This window comes from Psychroserpens sp. (assembly GCF_036960315.1).
GTDB lineage: Bacteria > Bacteroidota > Bacteroidia > Flavobacteriales > Flavobacteriaceae > Psychroserpens.
Window position 1 is genome coordinate 213,468 of the sequence record NZ_JBALVR010000005.1, and the last position, 18,238, is coordinate 231,705.

The window sequence follows — 18,238 nt, forward strand, 5'->3', positions numbered from 1 at the left end:
TAACGTAAAGTTGTGGCTTTTTTAATACCAAGATTCACTTTTGTAGCTTTCGGTTTTTGAATTGCGTTCTCTATTGTAAAGTAACATATGGTTAGCGCTCACTTGTTTGTTTCTATAGCCCAACAAATGAAAAATAGCCTTAGTGAAAATTTTAGCAACTTTTAAATTAACCCTCAGTCCTTCTTTCTTTGAATTTATCCATGCTATTCCTGGGAATAATACCAATACCCCATCAAACTTTAAATGTCGTAATGACGCAGAGAGGCTTAAAAAGAATGGATTTATAGGTTTAATAATAAAATACCCCTCTGCGCCTTTGTTTTGATATAGTGGCATAAACAATCTTGCGTTGTGAGTAGATTTAATTTCTTTTAAATTGCTTGTTGCTAGAATTATTCCTTTATCAATACTTTGAAAGCTTTGAAAGCCCTCTTTCATCTTAAACATGTCATTCTCTCTAATCTGATGCAAATAAACAACCTCAAAAATCTTGGATAGCGCATTAGCATTTGATTTTAATATAGTATAGTGTGCCTTAAAACCGATAACCAGTTCTTTACTCATGATTTTTGTATAAACCAATGCCAAATAAATAAACGATTTACAATTATCAATCGCTTCTATTTCGTCATGTTGTCCAGACTCAAAGCCCAACGAGACGTATCCTAATTCGTTGATGTAACTCAGTAAAGGGCCATTTAAATATTCCTCAATTCCTAGAACAATTGGTACTGGAAATAATTTTGAAAATTTTCTATTTATGATAGCATCATTTATTGTAATAAACGGCAAAGTTTCACTCGATGTCGTGTGAAAATCGATAAAATAAAAGGGCCCAGAATTCGACTTGAGAATTTGTTTCAAAAGTCGAAACAACTCTAATTGTTCTCTTTCTTCAATAGTGTAATTATCCTTAAATAATAAGTCTTCCAATTGCTCTCTGGTCCAAAGCCTGTTTAAGTCTTGATCTATATAGCGTTGATTAATTTTTAAAGCTGAAAGGTTACCGCTAATTCCATAAACAGTTCCATTAATCGTTTTGGGATTTAGGTTTTTAAGAACTGCTTCCAGTGCAAAAACACCAGCTGTTTCATTACCATGAATACCAGCAAAAAAAACCATGGTTGGTCCCTCTTGATGACCTTTTGTTTTAGCTATTATTCTTTCAACAACTATTGTTTTATCGATAGCTTTACTGTAAACTTTCGTCATAGGTTCTGAAAATCGTTCGAGGTTAGTATGCCAATTAATTTCCTTCCTTTTACAACAGGAAGACAATGAATATTATTCGTTTTCATTAATTGCTTGGCTTCGACTATTGATTTTTCCTTTGTTATAGTGATAAGTTCATCCTTCATGAAATTTTGAACAGAATTTGTGCTTTCTTCAATTTCATCAATATGAGTTTTAATTTCTTCCCAGCTCAGTAAGCCAATCAGATCTTTTTTGTTATTTATAACTGGCACATGATGGATATTTTTCCACTTCATAATATTAATAACAAGTTCTAAGCTGTCTTTTTTTCCGACAGAAAAAATATCGGTATTCATAACATGAACAACCTTTTTATCTATATCAAATGTGGTATGTGCTTCTTCATCTAAAACTTCCCAAGTAGAGACCGGATAATCGTGTTCTTGTTTTAAATACATATTTGCTGTTAAAACCTGTAATGCTTCTAAAGGTTTTTTGCGTTTTAGTAAGTTTCTATAACTTTTTTTAAGCCATTGAGAGCCATTATGAATGTTAACTCTATTTTCTATTACAGTCAAGTAATTCTCAGCATCTCTTGGTGTAATTCTCATTTTATAAAGCCCCCTGTATGCCATTGGAAGTAATTCATCTAAAATTAAACGCTCACTAGAAATGGTTTTCCCTTTCCAATTAAACTGAGCAGTCATTCCATATCTGGCAGCTGTGAAAAAGTTAGATTTTGCGTCTTTAAAATCCATGGTTTCATGGATGTTGTCTTCAGATTTTGGTCTGCCAACCATAACGCCAACCCAAAACATCATATTCGCAATTTCATCTTTCATGGTTGGACCAGATGGAATATATCTGTTTTCAATTCTTAAGTGCGGTTTTCCATCCCCAACGCCATAGCAAAGGCGATTCCACCTGTAAACGGTTCCGTTGTGAAGGCATAAAGCTTTTAGTTTTGGAGTGTCCCCATTTTGTAGCATCTCTAGACTGTCTTTTTCAAATTCAGCAGTAACTAGGCTTCTAAATCTAGAAATATTATCTTTAAAAATATCTGAAATACTTCCTGTTTCCCAATGGTTACCAAAACTAACTCTTGATTGTTTTTCGTTGAGTAAAAACGAATTTGCTCTGGTGTCTACGCTTTGTGTAAATAATGCTATTCGTGTCTCGCTCCAGAGTTCTTTTCCGAAGAGTAAAGGCGAATTTGCACACACACTTAAAATTGGACCAGAAATGGCTTGAGCCCAGTTATAACTTTTTATAAAATCATCTGGGTTAATCTGCAAATGTGCTTGAAAACTAGTGTTACAACCTTCTAACATCACCGAGTCATGTAATAAGTTCAACTCGTCTACTCCTTTGATGTGAATATTGAAATCTTGTTTTCTTGATGCTTTTATAGCTTCATTAAGTACATAATACCGTTGAATAGGTGTCATGTTATCAATACTAATGTGTTTGAGTGATAACGTTGGTAAAATACCTGTGAGGGCTATTTTTGTGTTGTGTTTTTCGGCTTCTGTTTTAGCTTTAGCGAGTAAGTCTTTGAGCTGTTGGTGAAGTTTAGAAAAGCAATCGTCTTTAAGTTCAAAAGGGTCTAGGTTAATCTCAAGGTTGTAGTTTCCTATTTCTGTAGTAAAATGATCATCATCAATAGCTTTTAAAATATCGAGAGCATTATTATTAGGTAAAAACTCATCATTTACGAGACAAAACTCCTGCTCTGCTCCAATACGAATTGGAGCTTTTTCTATCATATTTTTATCAATCATATACTCTAAAGCTTCAATATCTTTAGTTAAGTGATGTATATAATTTGCTTTATCTTTTTTTTTTGAAAGTTGCGTAACATTAAGATTTCCCATAAAAAACGGTATAAATAATATTAAAGTTACTTCATATTTTAGGCTTAAAATATGATTTAAGTCATGGTAGAATTTTTTAATTAGCTTGTTTCGGTAATTGTGTCCAAAGCTAGATCCATGGTAATTTATGTTTCGATTTCATTTTAAAGATAAATAGTACTTAATAATACCACAAATGTTTGATTTTTAATTAATTTTATAGTCTTTATATTATGGAACAGATAGATCAAAAAATAACCACAATTATTAATCACTTCAATCTTAACAATTACGCGTTTTCAAAACGCATTGGAGTGACAGGAACAACCATAGACAGCATTGTTAATGGGAGACCACAGCCAGACGGTTCAAGAAAAAAAACAAAACCTGGTTATGATGTGCTTTCAGCAATTATTGATGAATTTGACATTAACCCCGATTATCTCTTCGGAAAAAGTGCTGTGTTATTAAAATCTAAAGCTTCTAAAACTCCAACATATTCTGGAATGCCAAAAGTAGTGTCAACCACACCTGATGGTAAAGAAAATGTGGTGTATGTTGCTTCAAAAGCAAGAGCTGGATACTTAGATGGTTATGGAGATGCTGAGTTTATTGAAAGCTTACCTGTTTTTAAAATGCCACAATTAACCAATGGTACCTTTCGATGCTTTGAAGTTCAAGGCAACTCAATGCTAAAGACTTTTTACGATGGTGATATGGTTTTTGGAAAATTTGTGGAGAGCTTTAATGACATTAAAGATGGTCGTGTATATGTTATTGTTAGCAAAAATGATGGTATTGTTTTAAAACGCGTTTATAATCTCACGAAAGATCAAGGGTTTCTCAACTTAAAAAGTGACAATACTGATGGTAACTACCCAAACTTTAACATCAAATCTGAAGACGTCGTTGAAATTTGGTATGTCACTATGTACGCTTCAAAACAAATGCCAGAACCTCTTGATGTTAATGATAAGCTTAATGATTTAGAGGTTAAGATAAAAAGTCTAGAGCAACTCGTCTCAAACAAATAAAACATTAGATGTCGTTTTCCTATCCTAAAAAAGAAAAGCTGAAAAGCCAAAAACTGATTGAGAAGCTGTTTTCCGAAGGAAAATCAATTGCCGTATACCCTTTGCGTGTTGTGTATTTAAAAACTGACTTTGAAGACAACGTTCAATTTAAAACTGGAGTTTCGGTTAGTAAGCGTCATTTTAAAAAAGCAGTTGACAGAAACCGAATCAAACGCCTACTTAGAGAAGCTTACCGACTTCATAAAACCACATATTTTAACAACATTTCCTCTTGTTATGCGTTAATGATTTTGTACATTGGTAAGGATGGAACGGATTTTGATTCCATAGAAATAAAAATGAAGCAACTTTTAGACACTTTCTCTAAAAAAGTGTCCAACGATAAATAAAAAACCTAATGCGAAAACTACTACAAAAACGCATACTAATTCCGCTATTGGCATTGACCATATTTTTTAGCGGAACTGCTTTTAAAAACGACTTCTTTGAAATTGCTAAACAGATAGAAATTTTTACGACGCTTTTTAAAGAACTCAACATGAATTATGTTGACGAAACAAATCCTGGAGATTTGATGGATACCGCTATTAAAAGCATGCTTAAAGATTTAGATCCATACACGAACTACTATAACGAACAAGACGTAGAGGCCTCTAGAATCAATAATGCTGGAGATTATACAGGAATTGGTGCTAATGTTTTAACTTTAAAAGATAAGTTAGTTATTGTTGAGCCCTATAAAGATTATGCGGCAGACAAAGCTGGATTAAAAGCTGGCGATGAGATTATAAAAGTAGATAATGTCGTTGTTGCTAATTTTAAAGATGACGCTGGAAACTTATTGCAAGGTGCGGCGGGGACATCAGTAAATGTAACGTATGTAAGACAAGGAAAAACCGAAACCACAACCATAAAAAGAGAAGCAGTAGATATTCACGCAGTGCCCCATTATTCTATGGTAAATGAAACTGTGGGATACATTGTTCTTCGGAAATTTAACGCGAAAACCTCATCTGAAACGATAAGCGCGCTTCGTGCTTTAAAAAATCAAGGTGCAAAAAAACTGATTTTAGATCTTCGAGGAAACCCAGGAGGATTACTAAGAGAAGCGGTTAATGTGACGAACATTTTTGTGCCTAAAAATCAGTTGGTAGTGACCACAAAGTCTAAGGTGAAAAAATATAATAAAACCTATTATACATCCAAAGATCCAATAGATACTGAAATCCCTTTAGTGGTTTTAATTGATGGTTCAAGTGCTTCGGCAAGTGAAATTGTATCTGGTGCATTACAAGATCTAGATCGTGCAGTTGTGATTGGAGCGCGTAGTTTTGGAAAAGGATTGGTACAGCGGCCTAAGAAACTCACCTACGGAACACAAATGAAAATTACGATTTCAAGATATTATACACCTTCGGGACGTTGTATTCAGGCCTTGGATTATTGGAATCGTGACGAAAACGGAAAAGCAACGCGTGTAAAACAAGAAAACTATAACGCCTTTAAAACTAAAAAAGGGAGAACTGTTTATGACGGAGGAGGGGTTCAACCAGATTTAGAATTGGATGCAACTAAATTGAGTCCGATTACTAAAGCTATTATTAATGACAACTTGATTTTTAAATATGGAACTGAATATTATTATAACCGTACTGCTCCATCTGCTCTAGAAGGTTTTGCCCTTCCTGAAAGTGAATTTAATAACTTTAAAAGTTTCCTTCAAGCTAATAATTTTAGCTATGAGACTCAAACGGAAAAAGCGTTTGCTAATGCGCTTTCAGTTGCTGAAGAGGAACAGATTAGCAATGCTATAAATAAAGATTATTCTGATTTAATTTCAGCATTAGACCGCTATAAAAATAAAGCGATTGACGACAACAAAACTCAGATACTATCTTTGCTTTCTGACGAAATCGTAAAGCGTTATTTTTATCGTGAAGGCTTGTACACCTATTATGTAGCTAGTAATTATGAAATTCAGAAAGGTGTAGAAATATTAAAAAACCCATCTAATTATCAGGGTTATTTAGATTGAAAATGGTATAAGTTTGACCAAAACAATTAATATATCTATATTTAATTATTGATTTAGGTATTAAAATGAAACAGATACTGCTCATATCACTATTGTTTTCTCAGCTTTTGTTAGCTCAAAAGCCGGTGACTCATGAAGTATATTTTGAGACAGATCAATACGAAATTCCTCCCACTGAACATTATAGATTGCTACTGTTTTTATCTGAAATAGAAGTGCTAGATATTCAAAAAGTATCTATTTATGGTTTTACAGATGATAGAGGAAGTAATTCATACAACTTAGTTTTATCACAAAACAGAGCTAATTCTATAAAAACAATTTTTTCTAATAATGAATTTGACGAATCTATCATCACTAATGTTGATGGAAAAGGAGAAGTGCTTCTCAAGTTAGTTAAAGAAGAGGATATTCATAAAATCAGAGGACTCAATCGAAAAGTTGAGATTATTGTTCAGCCATATAGTCCTCCACGAATTCAAAAAGTTGTGGAAGAAAAACCTAAGGTTGAAGATATTATAAAAGGAACCTTAAAAACAGGCGATAAATTTACACTAGACAATATTCTTTTTAAAACAGGATATAGTAAATTATTAGCAGAATCAAAACCAACACTCGAAAGTCTTGCTAAAGCATTATTAGAACGGAAAGATATTTATTTTACCATTCAAGGTCATGTGTGCTGCACACAAAATAGTAGAGATGCAATTGATCGTAAAACAAAAAAACGTAATCTTTCTGTAGCTAGAGCAAAATTCATCTATGATTATCTAGCAAAAAAAGGGGTAAGTACCAGGCGAATGAAATACGTTGGTATGCGCAGGAAGTTTCCCTTAGGTGGTGAACCAAAATTTGATCGTCGTGTAGAGGTTTTAGTGACTTATGTTGGTAAAAATAATTAATACCAAATAAATTTTATTTGGTATACTTTCTAATCATTCCAATATGCGGAATCCCATCTTCTAGGTACCCCTCTCCTACTTCAAAAAATTCTAGATTATTATAAAAACGTTTTAAATAGGTCTGTGCTGAAACTTTAATTATTGTCACATTAAAGTTCTCTTTTATAGCTTCAATGGAGGCATTCATAATATCATAACCGTATTTATGTTGACGTTCGTTTTGGTCAACCACTACTCTACCAATACTAGCATATTCAAAATAATCACCGGGTTTAAAAACTCGTGTGTAAGCGACGACTTTATTGTTTTTATAACCTATAATATGAAGGGCTTTTTGATCTTTTCCATCCATATCTTGATATACACAATCTTGCTCAACGACAAACACTTCACTTCTCAGCTGAAGGACATCATATAGTTCTTGTGTGCTAAACTCTTGAAAAGTTTTTGCTTTTATTTCTAACATAGTTTCTAGTTTATCAATCTTGTACAATAACCTGTTTATCACCACACTTTCCAAATTCGGGTTGAATATTCACATGATTGATTCCGAAGTTATGAAATACTAATTCCTCAACCTCATGTAAAATGATATCAAATTCTGATAAACTAATATCATTATTAAAATCAATATGTGCTTCTAAATGAATTTCATCTTCATTTAACTGCCAAATATGAACATGATGTACATTCTTAATAGCAGCTAATTGCTGAATATCTTGAACTATATCTTTCACTTGAATGGTATCTGGCGTAAATAACATCAGTACTTTAACCGAATCTTTTAGTAAATCATAACCCATAAAAATCAAGTACAAAGCAATAATTAGTGTTAGCAAGCTGTCTACCCAAAACACCTCGTAATACTTCATTAATAAACCACCAATCAATACAGCTACACTTGCCATCATATCGGTCATTAAATGGAGATAAGCACTTTTCATATTCATATTAGCTTCAGCATCTTTTTTGAGTAATAAGACGCTAAATCCATTTCCTAAAATAGCCACAATTGATAACCAAATAACTAGGTTAGTTTCTATTTCTTGCGTATTCTGAAAGCGTTCTATAGCTTCAATAATCAATAAAATAGCGACTATAATAAGTGTTGAGGCATTAATAAAAGCAGCTAAAATTTCAGCACGTTTATAACCGAATGTTTTTTGAAGAGAGGCTTTTCGTTTGGAAATTTTATTAGCAATATAGCTCACAACAAGGGAGATGACATCACTAAAATTATGAAGCGCATCACTTAATAAGGATAAACTTCCAGAAAGCAATCCTCCAATAACTTGAGCAACAGTTATGATTATATTTAAAATAATAGAAATAATCAGGTTTCTACCTTTTAAATCGTCATGAGAATGATTATGATTATGAGAATGCCCCATTTAACACGATACCGGAATTTTATCTACGCGATTTTGATGACGACCACCTTCAAATTCGGTAGTTAAAAATGTGTCCACAATTTGTATCGCTTGTTGTAGTGCTGTAAAACGAGCTGGAATACAACAAATATTTGCATTATTATGTTGTCGTGTGAGTTCAGTAATTTCTTTGGTCCAACAAATACCAGCTCTAATTTTTTGGTGTTTGTTTGCGGTCATCGCTACACCATTCGCACTTCCGCAGATTAAAATCCCAAAATCCACTTTTTTATCAGCAACATCAGTAGCAACAGGGTGTACATAATCTGGATAATCAACACTGTCGTTTGCATTTGTTCCGTAGTTATTAACAGTATATCCCTTCGTTTCTAAATGTGCTACAATAGCTTGTTTATACTCGGTTCCTGCGTGATCGTTACCTATTGAAATAGTCATAATATGAGGTGTTGTTTAAAACCCTAAAGTTAATAATTGCTTATAAATAATACGAAGGATAAAACATATAGTTATTCATAATATTTAAGTTTGATAGAAAGGTGTGGTTCTTCGGAAATAGGTAGTGTTAACATCTTATAGGTTTTCTATTCATTACTTGTTCATATCTTCTCTTAAGTATTTAAAACTTTTATTAGGTTTATCTGGTAATTTTTACAAACCAAAATTTAAATGAGACCACCTAAAAAGTTAGTCGTTTTTTGTAGTGAAGTTATCAGCATACATAGACTAAGATACCAACAGGAATTTTAGAAATACTTATTAAATTTTAGTTGTCAACATAGGTTATCAACAGCTGTTAATAGTTTTATAAGTTTCGTTTAAAATGAGCACTTTAAAAATAAATATGATGTTAACTACCTATTCATCGAATTGTATAAGTCACTAATCAAAACAAAAGTCAAAAAAGTTATAGACGCTATTAACAGACTATAATAACCACCATTTTATTTTTTAAATTTTAAAAGAAAAATGATAATATGAATATATATGTTGATAAGTGTGAAAATGAAATTTAAAAATAGATTTGTTTTATCTTTGTAAGAAAATATAACAGCTATGAGAAAATGTATATTACTATTTATTTTACTTCCTTTTTTGGGATTATGTCAAGTGCAAATTGGATCAACTATTTATGGCTTTTCAGAAAATGACCGTCTTGGTGAAAGCGTATCTATTTCAGGTGATGGAAATACCTTTGCTGTAGGAGAATTTAATAGTGATATTAATAGTGATAGAACAGGACGAGTGTTGGTATACCAGAAGCAATCTGGAGATTGGGTCCAATTAGGAAATGATATTGATGGAGGTGAATCTTCGAGAATTGGTGGTAGTATTTCTTTATCTTCTAATGGTAATCGTATTGCAATATATGATTTTTCAACTGATGGTATAGCTGGATTTAATGTAGGAAGCACAAAAGTTTTTGAGTTTCAAGCAAATATTTGGGTACAAATTGGTCAAACAATAGAAGGAGAAGGACAGCAAGATTCTACAACAAGTAATTCAAACTTAAGTATTTCATCAGATGGAAGCATTCTAGCTATAGGAACACCTCAAAATGATGGAGGAGGTGTTAATTCTGGACATGTTAGAGTTTTTAACTATGATTCTAGTACTAGTCAATGGTTGCAAATTGGTGATGATATTGATGGCGAAGATCAGAATAATGGTTTTGGTGTAAGTGTTGATTTATCATCTAATGGTCAACGAATTGTAATAGGAGCTCCTGTTCATTTTAATGCTTTTAGTACTCCTGGACATGTAAGAGTTTTTGAATATCAAGGAGGTAGTTGGGTACAAATTGGTGATGAGATTGAAGGAGAAGGTAATTTTGATTTATTTGGTAGAGATGTTAATATATCTTCAAACGGTAATATAATTGCTGTTGGAGCAAGAGATAATGATGGAAATGGCCAGTCTTCTGGACATGTTAGAATTTATGAGTATCAAGTTAATGATTGGATTCAACTAGGAAATGATATTGATGGAGAAGGTGCGCTTAATGGTTCAGGAGAGAACTTAAGTTTATCGTCAGATGGAACTGTTGTTGCTGTAGGGTCTATATTTAACGATGTTAATGGTTTTAGAACTGGGCATGTTAGAGTTTTTAAATATAGTTCTACAGATTGGACTCAAGTTGGAATCGATATAGATGGTGAAGCTGAAGGAGATGATTTTAGTTCAGATTTAAGCTTGTCTGCAGATGGAAGTATTGTAGTAGTTGGTGCAAGATTTAATGATGTAAATGGAAGTGATTCTGGGCAAGTGAAAGTTTTTGATTTATCTTCAATATTATCAGTAGAAGATGTAATAATTGAAAATTATAAACTCTACCCAAACCCAACAAAAACTCAATTTACAATTCAAGTTAATCCTTCAGTTGAATTAGAAGAAGTCTCTATTCATAATCTATTAGGTCAAGTGGTTTTAACCTCAAAAGAACACATTGTAAATACGTCTAAATTAGCTTCTGGATCTTACATTGTTGAGGTGATAACTAATCAAGGAAAAGCAACTAAAAAGTTAATTATTGACTAAATAATAACACATATTTAAAACTAAAAAGACCTGTAAATTTTACAGGTCTTTTTTATTCATTTTAAATAGATGAACTATCATTTTGAATACATTATTTCTTAACTTTTCAAAACAGAGTTTCACTAATTAGCTACTATCTATAGTTAATAAATTACTATCTATAAGCTATAACTAACCGACTACACTTTATTTAATAAAACTTTTATAATAAAATGATATTTTAGAATAAGTTTTAAATCACTTATTATGAATCAAAAATTACGTTTACTAGTATTATTAGTATCATCATTAAGTTTTTCGCAAGTACAAATTGGGCAGGATATTAATAGTGAAGCGGCAGGAGATCAATTAGGAAGGAGTGTAAATTTGTCATCAGACGGCAGTATTATGGCTATTGGTGCAAATAGAAATGATGACAATGGAGGTTTGTCTGGTCACGTGCGAATTTATGAAAACCAAAGCGGGACATGGGTACAAATCGGACAGGATATTGATGGTGAAGCTGCAGATGATCAATCAGGATGGAGTGTAAGTTTATCATCAGACGGTAGTATTGTTGCTATTGGTGCCGAGAGAAATGATGGAAATGGAAATGACTCTGGTCACGTACGAATTTATGAAAATCAAAGTGATACCTGGGTGCAAATCGGCCAGGATATTGATGGTGAAGCAGTAGGAGATGAATCGGGAGGAAGTGTAAGTTTATCTTCCGATGGTACTGTGGTTGCAATAGGGGCTCGTGGAAATGATGGAAATGGAACTAGTTCTGGCCATGTAAGAATTTATGAAAATCAAGGCGGCACATGGGTACAAATCGGCCAGGATATTGATGGTGAAGCAGAATCGGATTTATCAGGATTAGGTGTAAGTTTATCATCAACCGGCAGTATTATAGCTATAGGTGCTGGTGGAAATGATGCCAATGGTTCTAATTCAGGGCATGTACGAATATATGAAAACCAAAGTGACACATGGACACAAATCGGGCAGGATATTGATGGTGAAACAGCATTAGATCAATCAGGAACTAGTGTAAGTTTATCATCAGACGGTAGTATTGTTGCTATAGGAGCTAGATTAAATGATGGAAATGGAAATAGCTCTGGTCACGTACGAATTTATGAAATTCAAAGTGATATCTGGGTACAAATAGGCCAGGATATTGATGGTGAAGAAGCGGTGAGTTTTTCAGGATCAGATGTAAGTTTATCATCAGATGGCAGTATTGTTGCTATTGGTGCTCCTAATAATTTAAATACTTCTGTTTCCGGTCACGTACGAATATATGAAAACCAAAGTGATACTTGGGTACAAATAGGAGAGGATATTGATGGTGAAGCAACAGGTGATTTATTAGGGTGGAGTGTGAGTTTATCATCAGACGGTAGTAGTGTTGCTATTAGTGCACGAGGATATAGTTCTTTTTCCGGATTAGCACGAGTTTATGATTTAAGTGCTTTATTGTCTTCAAATGAGTTTGTAGTATCACAATTTAAATTATATCCAAACCCAACAAAAAACCAATTTACCATTCAGCTAGATTCTTCAGTTGAATTAGAAGAAATCTCTATTCATAATCTATTAGGTCAAGTGGTTTTAACCTCAAAAGAACACATTGTAAATACGTCTAAATTAGCTTCTGGATCTTACATTGTTGAGGTGATAACTAATCAAGGAAAAGCAACTAAAAAGTTAATTATTGACTAAATAATAACACATATTTAAAACTAAAAAGACCTGTAAATTTTACAGGTCTTTTTTATTAATTTAACGGTTACGAAACATCATTAAATAATTAAACCGTAGATTTGCAGAAACTTAATATCTTCACTTCTCCTTATATTGAGTTAAAATTTAATAGATTCCTACACTTTTAGGAATAGAATATGATTACAAAATAAATGACAAAACGAAAACACAGGAAACCTTCAAATAACAAGATTTCCAACCTTACAAATACAATTCTAAGTATTTTAAAAAAAGATAGAAACCAAACTTTTAATTATAAACAAATAGCTGCTAAACTTGGTGTTAACGACGCAAGTAGTAGAAATCAAATTATAAAAAAACTTGCCGAACTTAAGGCAAAACAAGAGATTGAAGAAATAGAACGTGGCAAATTTAAAGCCATCATAAATACCGAATACCACATGGGTCGTATAGATATGGCATCCAGAGGTTCTGGATACATCATTTGCGACGATTTTGAAGATGATGTATATATCGCTTCAAATAACATGAACAAAGCCCTTCATGGTGATGAGGTCGAGTTTTATGCATACAAACGTAGAAACCGTGGTAAGCTAGAAGGTGAAGTTACAAATATCATTAAACGTGCTAAAAGCGAGTATGTTGGCGTCATTCAAATTCACCAAAAAAAGAATTTTGCTTTTGTAGTAGTAGATGGTACAAAAATGTACAAAGATATTTTTGTGCCTATCAATAAAATCAATAAAGCTGAAGACGGTGATAAAGTATTAGTATCTCTTGAAGATTGGCCAGAAAAAGCCGATTCCCCAAACGGAAGCGTCCTTAAAGTTCTCGGTAAACCAGGAGAACATAATACCGAAATTCACGCGATACTAGCCGAATACGGTTTACCATTGGAATTTCCACATGAAGTTGAGGACTTCGCTAATAAAATTGATACATCAATCACGAAAGAAGAAATCGCTAAACGTCGTGATATGCGACAAGATTTAACCTTTACGATAGATCCAAAAGATGCTAAAGATTTTGATGATGCCTTATCATTTAAAGTTTTAAATGATGGCTTATATGAAATCGGAATTCATATCGCAGATGTATCTCATTATTTACAAGAAGGAACTATTTTGGATGACGAAGCTTACGAGCGCGCAACCTCAGTGTACTTAGTAGACAGAGTCGTGCCGATGCTTCCTGAAATATTATCAAATGGCGCCTGTTCATTACGACCACATGAAGAAAAGTATACCTTTTCAGCCGTGTTTAAAATGAATGATAAAGCTGAAATTAAAGACCAATGGTTTGGTAGAACTGTGACCTATTCTGATGCACGTTTTGCATACGAAGAAGCGCAAGCAATTATTGAAACCAAAACAAATAATATTCCTAAAGAAGTCTCATTAACTGGAAAACCTTATAAAGCTGATCAAGGGGTTGCAGATGCCGTTTTAAAAATGGACGATCTCGCTAAAATCATGCGTCGTAAACGTATGAGTGCTGGAGCGATTTCATTTGACAAAGTGGAAGTGAAATTCAATTTAGACGAAGAAGCAAATCCAGTAGGTGTCTTCTTTAAAACAAGTAAAGATGCTAATAAACTCATTGAAGAGTTTATGTTATTGGCGAATAGAAAAGTAGGTGAATTTATAGGAAAACAAAAGAGAACGTTTGTATATCGTGTACATGACGAACCCAAAGATGAGAAACTAGCAGCACTTCAAAATGTCGTTGGTCGTTTTGGATATAAACTTGATTTTAAAGACCGAAAAAGCGTGTCTTCATCATTAAATAATTTATTAAAAGACGTTAACGGTAAAAAGGAACAAAATTTGGTCGATACCTTAACGATTCGCACAATGAGTAAGGCCGAATATTCTACCCATAATATTGGTCATTACGGACTAGCGTTTGATTACTACAGTCACTTCACCTCGCCTATTCGTCGTTATCCAGATGTGATGGCACACCGCTTATTACAACATTATTTGGATGGTGAGAAATCAGTAAGCCAAGACGCTTATGAAGATAAATGTAACCATTCTAGTAATATGGAAAATCTAGCGACCAAAGCCGAAAGAGATTCTATTAAATACATGCAAATTCGTTTTATGGAAGATCATAAAAATGAAAACTTTGTCGGTGTGATTTCTGGTGTAACCGATTGGGGAATTTACATCGAAATTATCTCTAATAAATGTGAAGGTATGGTAAGTGTTCGCGATATGAAAGACGATCACTACGTGTTTGATGAAGATCATTATGCTTTAATTGGTAAAAACTCTAAAATCATGTATCAACTTGGTGATGAGGTTGTTGTAAAGGTTAAAAACACCGATTTAGTAAAGAAACATCTCGATTTCACTTTAATAGGAAAACACCTAGAAGATTAATTATTTAGGCGTTACCTAAAGGTCAGGCTGTCCGTTATATCTTTTGGTAAAAAACCAAAAGGATGCCACTGCCATCCTTAACGCAGATCGTTAATTTTCTAATGATTTATAACAAAAAAAAGAAATGAGATACTGAAACACATTCAGTATCTCATAAATTTATGTTTGTAACATTTCAGAATAAATACACACCAATTATAAAAATTAACCGTTATGATTCTAACCACTACAAATTCTATTGAAGGATTTAAAATTACAGATTATAAAGGCATTGTTACAGGTGTTGCTATAAATGAAAAAAAATTAGCAATGAGTTTTAGCATGTCTAAATATTATAAAACCGTACAAGAGGGTATTGATGCAACAAAAGAAACAGCATTTAAAACACTTACTGAAAACGCTAAGAAGGTAGGTGCTAATGCAATTGTGGGCATCAAAGTTGAAATTGAATTAATGGCTAGTAATTACGCTATGGTTTCTGTCACTGGAACTGCGGTTTCTGTGGCTTAAAATTTCAGAATAAAAATAAACTGTAATAATTAACGTTTCATTTCATCTTTAACAGAGAAACAAAACGTAAATACTATAAAACCGATACAAAATGAAAACTTTTTTTGCTATTACATTACTCGTTGTGACTTCAGTATTAACCGCTCAAAATCCTCTAGAAAAAAGAGTTGGTGACTTTAATGAAGTTAAAGTTTATGATTTAATTGCCGTTAATTTAATTAAAGGAGATTCACCTAAAGTAGAAATTACAGGAGACGATATAGAAGACGTAGTCGTGGTTAATAAAGATGGAAAGCTGAAAATTAGAATGAAAACTGATAAGAGTTTTAATGGCGATCATACATTTGTATCTGTATACTACACAAAACTAGATATCATTGACGGTAATGAAGGTGCTTATATCACATCTAACGAACTTATTGAGCAAAGCCAAATTGAATTGAAAGCTCAAGAAGGAGCACATTTAAAAATTGGTTTAGATGTAGACCAGGTGAATATTAGAGCAGTTTCTGGTGGTGTTATTGAGACCGAAGGTAAAGCCATTTCTCAAGACATTACTTTAAATACAGGAGGTATTTATAACGGAAAAATTTTCGAAACTATAAACACATCTGTCAACATAAAAGCTGCTGGAGAAGCTGATATTTTCGCTTCTAAAACGGTTGATGCTAGAGTGACCGCGGGAGGTAATATTAATATATATGGAAACCCTAAAAGCGTCAAAGAAAAAACCACTTTTGGTGGAAGAATCAAGCGCATGAACTAATCTGTTATCTAAACGAGTTAAGTACGCGTCTTTTTTGTTAGCTTTGTAGGAAAGCGTTGTACTTATATGTTTGATGATATTTTAGCAGCTATTCCCTTCGGTATTATCTTGGCCTTCACTATTGGTCCAGTATTTTTTGTACTACTAGAGACTAGTGCTACCAAGGGATTTAAGAGCGCCATAATATTTGATTTGGGTGTTGTTTTTGCTGATGCCGTTTTTATTTTACTAGCATTTTATAGTACCAATAATTTAATCGGTAAAATTAAGGATGATCCTAACTTCTTAATTTTTGGAGGTGTGCTTCTTGCTGTTTATGGCTTTATTTCATTCATTAAAACATCCAAATCATTTCGATCTATTGTAAAAGAATATCATAAGGTAGAGATTCAGAAGAATGCTTATGGTAAACTCTTTATAAAAGGCTTCCTACTGAATTTTATTAATATAGGAGTGCTATTGGGTTGGTTAGGTTTTATCGTTATAGGTAGCTCTATCACAGAATCTGAATATGGTGTTGAAGTTTTTATAGCGACGATGTTAACGGTTTATTTTTTAACAGACTTAGTGAAAATTGCCATTGCAAAACGATTACGAAACCGCCTCACACCAAGACTTATTTTTAAAACGAAAAAGATTGTAGCCTTAGTTATTTTCGGTTTTGGTGTTTTATTATTAGTACAAGGCTTTTTTCCAAAAGGAAAAGAACGTCTTCAAGAAGAAATTGAGCATCGTTTATAAACCATTCCAATCAGATGCCTAAAACAGAATATCGCATATACGTCGTTGAATTATCTAAAAGAGTATTTACTTTAAATCGAAAATTTAGAGAAGCTAATCCACAGTTTAATGGTGTATTAGAATGTCTTTATGTTGGTATGACCAGTAAAACACCTAAAGAACGATTCATTCAACATAAAACGGGTTACCGTAATAAAAAGGGCTATAAGTTATCTTCAAACATTGTAGAAAAATATGGTTCGTATTTGCGTCCAAGCCTATACAATCATATTCCACCTTTACAAACTAGAGCAGAAGCATTAAAAATGGAAGAAACATTAGCATTAGAGCTCAGAAGACAACGCTATGCAGTTTGGTTTAATTAATTTTAAAATAACCGTGTTTTAAAAGTTTTTTATCACGGATTACTAATTTTCACAATCGACCTCACCTTATTTTGTGTTTTTTTAAAATAGAGCACTGGCTATGTGGTAACATCATGTTTTTACTTGGCATTTTACTGTTAAACCTATTATTTATTTTAGACTATTTTGCTGTTAAGAGAAAGTGGATCGAAATTGACACAAAAAAAACCCTCAACATAAGTTGAAGGTTCTTGAGGCGTCGAGCGGATTCGAACCGCTGTACAAGGTTTTGCAGACCTCTGCCTAGCCACTCGGCCACGACGCCAATGTTACCTTTTCAAAAAAGGTGTCTCATTATTTCTAGCGAGTCAGCAAATGTATAAAAAATATGCATTTATCACTATTTACAATTGCTTTTTTCGTCTTTTGGTCATTTTTATTGTCACCCTTTCAACATCACCACCAATAGGCGGATTCAGTTTACTAATGCTAACGGTCGCTTTTTTTACTAAAGTGTCTTCAGTAAATATTCGATTTAAAATGCGTTTTGCAACGGTTTCTAGTAGCTTTGATGGTTTATCCATCTCTTCCTTAATAATCTTATTTAATAACACATAATCAACGGTATCACTAAGATTGTCGGTTTTTGATGAAGCTTTTAAATTAGCTTTCACCTCTAAATCTACACGGTAATCACTACCAATTTTGGTTTCCTCTTTTAAACAACCATGATGTGCAAAAACGCGTAAATTTTCAACTATAATTATTCCCAAAGCCTTCTATTTTAAAACAAAGATAAGACGCAAATATCAATTATACTTCGAATTAATTTTAGA

Annotated in this window: 17 protein-coding genes and 1 tRNA gene; 11 read left to right on the plus strand and 7 right to left on the minus strand. The window is 33.0% G+C overall.

Features of this window, described 5'->3' with window-relative positions; translation table 11 throughout:
* Positions 1-21: 21 nt before the first annotated feature.
* Positions 22-1,212 carry a succinylglutamate desuccinylase/aspartoacylase family protein gene (locus V7719_RS10620; protein WP_335729882.1) on the minus strand — a complete coding sequence of 397 codons (1,191 nt, stop codon included), beginning with the start codon at positions 1,210-1,212 and terminating at the stop codon, positions 22-24.
* The gene (locus tag V7719_RS10625; RefSeq protein ID WP_335729883.1) at positions 1,209-3,068 is read right to left on the minus strand and encodes a CBS domain-containing protein; all 1,860 of its coding nucleotides are present in this window, start codon (positions 3,066-3,068) and stop codon (positions 1,209-1,211) included. Before V7719_RS10625 ends, V7719_RS10620 begins: the two co-directional genes overlap by 4 nt.
* Before the next feature lie 212 nt (positions 3,069-3,280).
* On the opposite strand from V7719_RS10625, the gene V7719_RS10630 reads away from it, so the two are divergent.
* The 4 genes from V7719_RS10630 to V7719_RS10645 all read left to right on the plus strand — a co-directional run bounded on the left by V7719_RS10630 (position 3,281) and on the right by V7719_RS10645 (position 7,018).
* Positions 3,281-4,081, plus strand: coding sequence for a LexA family transcriptional regulator (locus V7719_RS10630; RefSeq protein ID WP_335729884.1), 801 nt, complete (start codon positions 3,281-3,283; stop codon positions 4,079-4,081).
* Between the two features lie 8 nt (positions 4,082-4,089).
* The gene (rnpA, locus tag V7719_RS10635) at positions 4,090-4,470 is read left to right on the plus strand and encodes a ribonuclease P protein component (protein WP_335729885.1); all 381 of its coding nucleotides are present in this window, start codon (positions 4,090-4,092) and stop codon (positions 4,468-4,470) included.
* 8 nt (positions 4,471-4,478) lie between these two features.
* A complete protein-coding gene (locus tag V7719_RS10640; RefSeq protein ID WP_335729886.1) occupies positions 4,479-6,116 on the plus strand; it encodes a S41 family peptidase in 1,638 nt (545 codons plus the stop codon).
* 65 nt (positions 6,117-6,181) lie between these two features.
* Positions 6,182-7,018, plus strand: a complete 837-nt coding sequence (locus tag V7719_RS10645; RefSeq protein ID WP_335729887.1) for an OmpA family protein — start codon at positions 6,182-6,184, stop codon at positions 7,016-7,018.
* Positions 7,019-7,031: 13 nt separating this feature from the next.
* Here V7719_RS10645 and V7719_RS10650 read toward each other — a convergent pair whose 3' ends face one another.
* The 3 genes from V7719_RS10650 to rpiB are packed head-to-tail and all read right to left on the minus strand — an operon-like array spanning position 7,032 to position 8,844.
* Positions 7,032-7,484, minus strand: a complete 453-nt coding sequence (locus V7719_RS10650; RefSeq protein WP_335729888.1) for a GNAT family N-acetyltransferase — start codon at positions 7,482-7,484, stop codon at positions 7,032-7,034.
* Positions 7,485-7,497: 13 nt separating this feature from the next.
* Positions 7,498-8,409 (minus strand): cation diffusion facilitator family transporter, encoded by a 912-nt coding sequence (locus tag V7719_RS10655; RefSeq protein WP_335729889.1) that lies wholly within the window; start codon positions 8,407-8,409, stop codon positions 7,498-7,500.
* Positions 8,410-8,844, minus strand: coding sequence for a ribose 5-phosphate isomerase B (gene rpiB, locus V7719_RS10660; protein ID WP_335729890.1), 435 nt, complete (start codon positions 8,842-8,844; stop codon positions 8,410-8,412).
* A gap of 618 nt (positions 8,845-9,462) precedes the next feature.
* Here rpiB and V7719_RS10665 point away from each other — a divergent pair.
* From V7719_RS10665 to V7719_RS10695, 7 genes are all read left to right on the plus strand, one after another.
* The gene (locus tag V7719_RS10665; RefSeq protein ID WP_335729891.1) at positions 9,463-10,944 is read left to right on the plus strand and encodes a T9SS type A sorting domain-containing protein; all 1,482 of its coding nucleotides are present in this window, start codon (positions 9,463-9,465) and stop codon (positions 10,942-10,944) included.
* A 246-nt stretch (positions 10,945-11,190) separates the two neighbouring features.
* Positions 11,191-12,651, plus strand: coding sequence for a T9SS type A sorting domain-containing protein (locus V7719_RS10670; RefSeq protein WP_335729892.1), 1,461 nt, complete (start codon positions 11,191-11,193; stop codon positions 12,649-12,651).
* 194 nt (positions 12,652-12,845) lie between these two features.
* Complete coding sequence (rnr, locus tag V7719_RS10675; RefSeq protein WP_335729893.1) at positions 12,846-15,041, plus strand: ribonuclease R; 2,196 nt, start codon at positions 12,846-12,848, stop codon at positions 15,039-15,041.
* Positions 15,042-15,254: 213 nt separating this feature from the next.
* Entirely contained in the window at positions 15,255-15,551 is a 297-nt protein-coding gene (locus tag V7719_RS10680; protein ID WP_335729894.1) for a YbjQ family protein, read from the plus strand.
* Between the two features lie 91 nt (positions 15,552-15,642).
* Positions 15,643-16,317, plus strand: coding sequence for a head GIN domain-containing protein (locus V7719_RS10685; RefSeq protein WP_335729895.1), 675 nt, complete (start codon positions 15,643-15,645; stop codon positions 16,315-16,317).
* A gap of 66 nt (positions 16,318-16,383) precedes the next feature.
* The gene (locus V7719_RS10690) at positions 16,384-17,058 is read left to right on the plus strand and encodes a LysE family translocator (protein ID WP_335729896.1); all 675 of its coding nucleotides are present in this window, start codon (positions 16,384-16,386) and stop codon (positions 17,056-17,058) included.
* 14 nt (positions 17,059-17,072) lie between these two features.
* A complete protein-coding gene (locus V7719_RS10695) occupies positions 17,073-17,423 on the plus strand; it encodes a ribose-5-phosphate isomerase (protein WP_335729897.1) in 351 nt (116 codons plus the stop codon).
* 233 nt (positions 17,424-17,656) lie between these two features.
* On the opposite strand, the gene V7719_RS10700 is transcribed toward V7719_RS10695, so the two are convergent.
* Positions 17,657-17,727: transfer RNA gene (locus tag V7719_RS10700), tRNA-Cys, on the minus strand.
* A gap of 79 nt (positions 17,728-17,806) precedes the next feature.
* Entirely contained in the window at positions 17,807-18,175 is a 369-nt protein-coding gene (folB, locus tag V7719_RS10705; protein ID WP_335729898.1) for a dihydroneopterin aldolase, read from the minus strand.
* Between the last annotated feature and the right edge of the window lie 63 nt (positions 18,176-18,238).